This window comes from Bacillus sp. NH11B (genome assembly GCF_001884205.1).
Taxonomy (GTDB): Bacteria; Bacillota; Bacilli; order Bacillales; family Bacillaceae_G; genus Bacillus_A; species Bacillus_A proteolyticus.
On record NZ_MAOG01000155.1, the window covers coordinates 1 to 5973 of the forward strand.

At 32.8% G+C, this 5973-nt stretch carries 3 protein-coding genes and 2 pseudogenes; 2 read left to right on the top strand and 3 right to left on the bottom strand.

Features of this window, described 5'->3' with window-relative positions; all coding sequences use genetic code 11:
• Positions 1-89: 89 nt before the first annotated feature.
• A pseudogene (locus BAU27_RS30505) lies at positions 90-263 on the top strand (IS6 family transposase); the annotation flags it as partial.
• 333 nt (positions 264-596) lie between these two features.
• On the opposite strand, the gene BAU27_RS30510 reads toward BAU27_RS30505, so the two are convergent.
• A complete protein-coding gene (locus tag BAU27_RS30510; protein ID WP_071773045.1) occupies positions 597-3059 on the bottom strand; it encodes a PAS domain S-box protein in 2463 nt (820 codons plus the stop codon).
• Positions 3060-3543: 484 nt separating this feature from the next.
• Here BAU27_RS30510 and BAU27_RS30515 point away from each other — a divergent pair, with 484 nt between their 5' ends.
• On the top strand, positions 3544-4740 hold the full coding sequence (locus tag BAU27_RS30515; RefSeq protein ID WP_071773046.1) for a DUF4046 domain-containing protein: 1197 nt from the start codon (positions 3544-3546) through the stop codon (positions 4738-4740).
• A 439-nt stretch (positions 4741-5179) separates the two neighbouring features.
• Here BAU27_RS30515 and BAU27_RS30520 read toward each other — a convergent pair.
• Both BAU27_RS30520 and BAU27_RS30525 read right to left on the bottom strand, forming a co-directional pair.
• Positions 5180-5399, bottom strand: a pseudogene (locus BAU27_RS30520) (Tn3 family transposase); the annotation flags it as partial.
• 89 nt (positions 5400-5488) lie between these two features.
• On the bottom strand, positions 5489-5973 hold a 485-nt coding region (locus tag BAU27_RS30525), incomplete at its 5' end, for an RNA-guided endonuclease TnpB family protein (protein WP_139254713.1).

A 5973-nucleotide genomic window follows, 5' to 3' on the forward strand; every position in this document is an offset into this window, starting at 1 on the left:
CCTACACTTGCCCTTTAGAAAAAAGAAACAATCTCGCCTAAAATTGGCTTTGCGTAAGCTTAGCTTGATGGCGATGTGGTGCTACCCCTATAAAGAAACGAATCCGTTCTATACTAGGCTTCAAATGCTTTGACACAGCTACATCCATTCTTTCTGGAGTAGAGGCTATGCATATGATTAAAAAAGAACAGATTGATTTACGGGACCAGTCTGTCCAAAACCAGAAAGAATTCATCCATCAATTGTTTGAACTTGTAGCATAAAATACAATTCTGTTAGGAATATATGCGTTTTACTGGTTTTCATTTTATCTTTGCACCAGAACCTTCTCCTGCATATTCACTTGTTTTTGATAACAAAAGTAGGGATATATAGAAATATCTACTTGTAGAAATAGGGAAATTTCTATATTTAAGATTATTAGAAAGTTTATACCTCCCCAGAAGTCCCTACTTCAAACAGTTCGTAAAGCTGTTAAATGGCGAGAGTACAATATGAGATTTTCTTAACATAAACAGATAACCCTTTAGATAATCAAATCTAAAGGGGAAAATTTAATAAATTGTATAGCTGTACTTCATGATTCTAGGATGTATCTAAGAAGATGAATAAGAGTTTTCTTTTTCGGGAGTAGATATAGGAAGATTTATATTAACTGTTGTTCCTTTTCCTACTTCACTTTCAATAAGTATCTTTCCTTGGTGCTTCTCAATAATTTTATAACAGATCATTAATCCTAAACCGATGCCATTTTCTTTGAGACTATAAAATGGTTCTCCTAGGTAAGGTATACGTTCCTGTTCAATTCCACACCCATAATCAGTAAATCGAATGTTTACCTGGTTTTGATCAGGCACATATTCGATTTGAATCAAGATTTCCCCTCCCATTGGTGTTGCTTCAATCGCATTTTTTAAGATATTTATAAAAGCTTGCTTCAATTGATTCTCTTCACAAAGTATGAATGAAGTATCAGATGTAAACTCAGTTGTAATTTGTATGCAATTCATAATTGCTTGAGGCTCAAGTAACATTACAATTTGCTTCGTTAATACATTCAGGTCATTAGTTTTAATTTCTAATGCCTCGGGTTTTGCTAATGTCATAAATTCATTAGTAATAATATCTATACGTTCAACCTCTGCTAACACTATATCTATATAATGCTCAGTGTTCTTATTTTCCATTGATTTTAATAACTGCATGAACCCTTTCATTGCTGTTAAAGGATTTTTAATTTCATGAGCAATTGCAGTGGATAATTGACCTACTACAGCAAGTTTTTCCGATTTTCGTAATAATTCTTCTGTTTTTAACCGTTCTGTGATATCTCGAGAGATACTCAAGAAAACATTTTTGCCATTCAAGTTAAAAACACGGACACCAAATTCAGTTGTTATTGTTCTCCCTGTCGGAAAAACAAATTCATCTTGCAAAGTGAAAGAAGTTTGCCCTTCTCTAATTTTTTCTATCACTCTTTTGATTATCGGAGAATCTGGCGGAACGTTACTAGGAAATGGAATCGAAAGAAGCTCTTCTCTACTATATCCAAATCTTTTACACGCAACAGGATTTACTTCAATAAATCGAGCCGGAAGTTGATCCTCATTTAGCTCTACTACATATACTGCGTCAGTTGCTTGTTCGATGAGCGCACGGTATTTCATTTCACTGTCTCTTAATTGTTGATGTAATTGACGGCGTTCTCTTTCTGCTTGTTTCCTTTCAGAAATGTCTCTACAAATTCCTGATAAAGCAATTATATTGCCCCTTAAATCTAGAATTGGTGAAACCGTCACGTTTACATCAATTAGAGTTTTATCTTTTCGTTGTCTAACTGTTTCTAACCTAGTAATAACAGGATCTTGTATATTGGTATTACTAATATTTTTGATTAACTCTAAAGTTTCATTCATTAAAAAATCAGGTACGCAAGGTAATTTTTTTCCTACTGATTCTTTTTCTGACCAACCAAATATCTTCTCATAAGCTTTATTCGCTTGCAGCATATGTCCATCTAAATCAAATATAGTGATAGCATCTACGTTATGATTAATAAACGATTCCAGTCGTTCTTTCGTTACCTTTAGTTCATTTTCCGCATTTATTCTTTTCGTTATATCAACAGTAGAACCAACCACCTCAACGACTGTTCCCTCTCTTTTAACTGGCCTAAGAGAGAAAAGTATCATAGTCTCATCATTTGGCCATGGTAGTTCGAAAGTTACTTCTTCACCATCCCATGCCTGTTGATAATACTTTAGTAATCGAGGAACTAAATGGGATGGAATAATGGAAGGATCTATAGTAGGTAAAAGCTTCCCTACAACTTGTTCAGAGTGAAATCCTTGTTGATAAAATAATTGTCCATCACACAGAGTATGAATAAAATTCCCATTTACTTTTTTAAATTTAACAATACCTCCTTGTAGTTCATGTACGGTATCCCTTAATTCCCGCTTTGATTCTAGTAAAGTTTCATTCGCTTTAGCTAGGTCTTGTGTTAAGTAATATAAATTTTGATAGGATTCCATAAGAAAAACACCAATTAAGAGTCCGCAAGATATAAATAATGTACCTTGGATGTCAAGAAGTATAAGTGAGATAGAAGGAAAAAAGAATCCAAATACCCAATGAATTATGGCTAGATAAACAGCTAGATAAAGAAAAACGCTTTTAAAGGGATGGGTATTTTTGAGATATGTTTTGAATATAGTATATATAGTAGCAATGCCTAAAGCAGCTATCAAAGCTGGTCCCCAATCACCACCAAGGTAGAAAATACGCATAAATAAAATAAACATTAACGTAATCCAACCAGCTGTACGACCAAAATAAATAAACGAAATAATAAGAGGAACGGCTCGCAAGTCATAAAACAATCCCATGTGCTTAAAATTAAAAATCATCAAAATAGCAGCTATGATACCTGCATATGTTCCCAAAAATAAATGGATAAATTTATTATCCATTTTCCTTATAAATACTTGAATAAAAATAGCTGAACTAGCTAGGAAAGAAAAAATAGATAGATTAATGAAGAATCCTGTGAACAGCATGCCATATTCCCTCCTTTTTACATGTATTCGACAAAAAGTATAAAAATCCTACAAATTGCATCATAATTAGTCCTATTATTCTAAATCATAAGTCTATATTTGGAGGAGAAATATGAGTAGTGATAAAAATTTAGCCCCTTTTTACTAGGGTTATCAATTGGGTGTGTTGGATAACAATATTTATATAGTTTTCAGCACAAAAAATTTCCATTCCAGATTTATATTTATATTCTGATGCAATTTTTCATATCTAAATAAAAGAAAACTGTATGCAAAGTACGATTAAATTATATTAATAGTTTATTATATTGCATTTAATCATTATAATATTTATAATTACATTAATCCTTTCATTGAAATAATTGAATGTAATTGGCGGAATTCTACTATTTGCGCGTCGAAAACTTCGTGTTTCAATAAAACCACAAATGGTATTACTTCTGGTAAGAATAAGGAGAAGTTTTAGAAAGAGAGTGAACTATTCTTGACAATAAAAATAGAGGAAATATATCGAGAAATATTAGATGGAAAAAGAAAAAGTTTTCCCCGTGGTACGTGGAGCGAAGATGTGAATGGCGAATCAAAAAGGAGGGTAACGCGATATTTAATTGAGGAAGTTTTAAAATGGAGCAATGATGATATTAAAGAAGAATGGAACCAGAGTCTTATTACAAAATTCAAATTAACTAGTGTGATGCAGGTTTATCGAAGTAGTCCATATGAGATGTTAAACGCAGCATATCCCAATCGATTTGAACCATGGGAGTTAAAGCATATTCCTAAGTGTTTTTGGACATATGAAAAAGGATTGGAAATATTAAGGAGAATAATTGAAGAAAAAGAAAGGTTAACAGAGTATCAATTACTAAATAAGTATGATTTGAAGTGGTTAATAGAAAATAAAATGGGCGAGGTATGTTCGAGCTATTTTAATGGTAGCCCCTATCAAATGTTGAATGCAGCATATCCCGATCGATTTAAAGAGTGGGAATTGAAATGTGTTCCTAAGAATTTTTGGACTAAGGAAAAAGGGTTGTTGGCCTTACGTTGGTGGATTGAGAAAAAAGAAAAATTAACAAAAGAAGACGTACTTGATGTGCATAGTGGGGAGTGGTTAAGAGAAAGAAATTTAGGTACACCACTGTTGAAGTATTGGAATAACAACGCTTATCAGATGTTAAATGCAGCATATCCCAATGAATATAGAGAATGGGAATTAAAAAGAGTTTCCAATAAATTTTGGAACGATAAAGAAAAGAGTTTAAAGATTTTTAAGCAGATCATCAAAGAAAAGGGCATGTCTCAGGAAGATATAAAGAAACATTATAGTTTGAAGTGGATTGTAAATAACGGATTGAGGACACCGCTCATGAAGTTTTGGTCGGATAGCCCCTATAAGATGTTAAATGAGGCGTATCCAAATCAATTTAAAGAATGGGAATTAAAAGTAGTACCTAATAGGTTTTGGGAAAAAGAGAAAGCGAAAAAAATAATTAAGGATGAAATAAATAAAGCAGGGATATCTGTTTCACAGTTATTAAAAATGGGAGGAAGGAAATGGATGGTGAAAAATAAATTAAGTACACCTTTTAATAAATATTGGGGGGGGAGTACCTCTACGATGTTAAAAGAAATATATCCGAAAGAATTTGAAGTGGAAAATAGTAAGAAAGTGAACTGATTGTATGAAAAGATTGTTATTCAGTACCATATTATTTATTAAGAAAGAGATAAACGGTTCTTTCAAACGGATAGGGAAGGAATATATGTCGTGGTGACATTTCAATTTCACCTTCCGTCTCAAAAACTAAGATTACTTTTTATTTTGAGATGGAAGGTTTTTTCTGTATATCTATTTATTTTATTCAGACCATAATATAAACCTTGTAATTTCTAAAAAATAGGATAGTCGAATAAATAAAAATCACAATATAATGCAGATAAAAACTATCTTAGAAATTTTTAATTATATCTCAATAAGATAAGAATACTTTTGATTTTGAGACGGAATATTTTTTATTTTTACAACTACCGATAAGATTACTTATGTAAACTAGATGATTATGAGCTTTCTCGTTTTCTGTCAGTAGGCGTAAGCCTACGTTTTTTGTATATTATGCCGTATTCCATAATACAATTACTGAAATCAGAAGTTGCAAACCACTCGCTCTATATAATTGATTCTCATAAGAACGATTACGAATTTCTCCTAATCGATTAAAAAATACAGCCCGAGCAAGTACATGTTTTGCTTCACCTTTATCAAACCTGTACACATTTTCTAAGCACAGGGATCTGCAACCACTCTAATGTATATAAAGTTCTTTCAATCCTTCCTATCCCATTTGAACTACTCACCACTTAACATCCTCGCGGACTGTTTGAAGTGGGAGATTCCTAAGTACAGAAACCTAACGGTTTCTAATTCATTAGGCTATCCCCGTAGTTCCTACGGTTAAGAGACGAATTGCTTCGTTTTTAAGATTGAGCGCTGCGTTTCGATCTCTATCGTGATGTGCGCCACAAGAAGGGCAATCCCACTCACGAATGGTTAGATTTTTAACGTCTTTGTTTTTGTATTCACAATTGGAGCATAATTGACTAGAAGCAAATGTTTTGGATGCCATAACAACTTTTTTACCATACCATTTTGCTTTATATTCCAACATCGTTCGAAATTGGGACCAAGATACTTCACCAATCGCTTTTGCAAGCTTTCTATTTTTGAGCATATTATGGACTTGTAAGTCTTCCATACCGATAACATCGTGGCTTTTGATGATTTCAGTAGAAAGTTTATGTAAGTAATCAGCTCTTGCATTTGCAATATGTTCATGGATTTGTGCAACTTTCACACGTTGTTTATTCCAGTTCGAAGAACCTTTTGTTCTTCTAGAAAGGATACGCTGTGCTT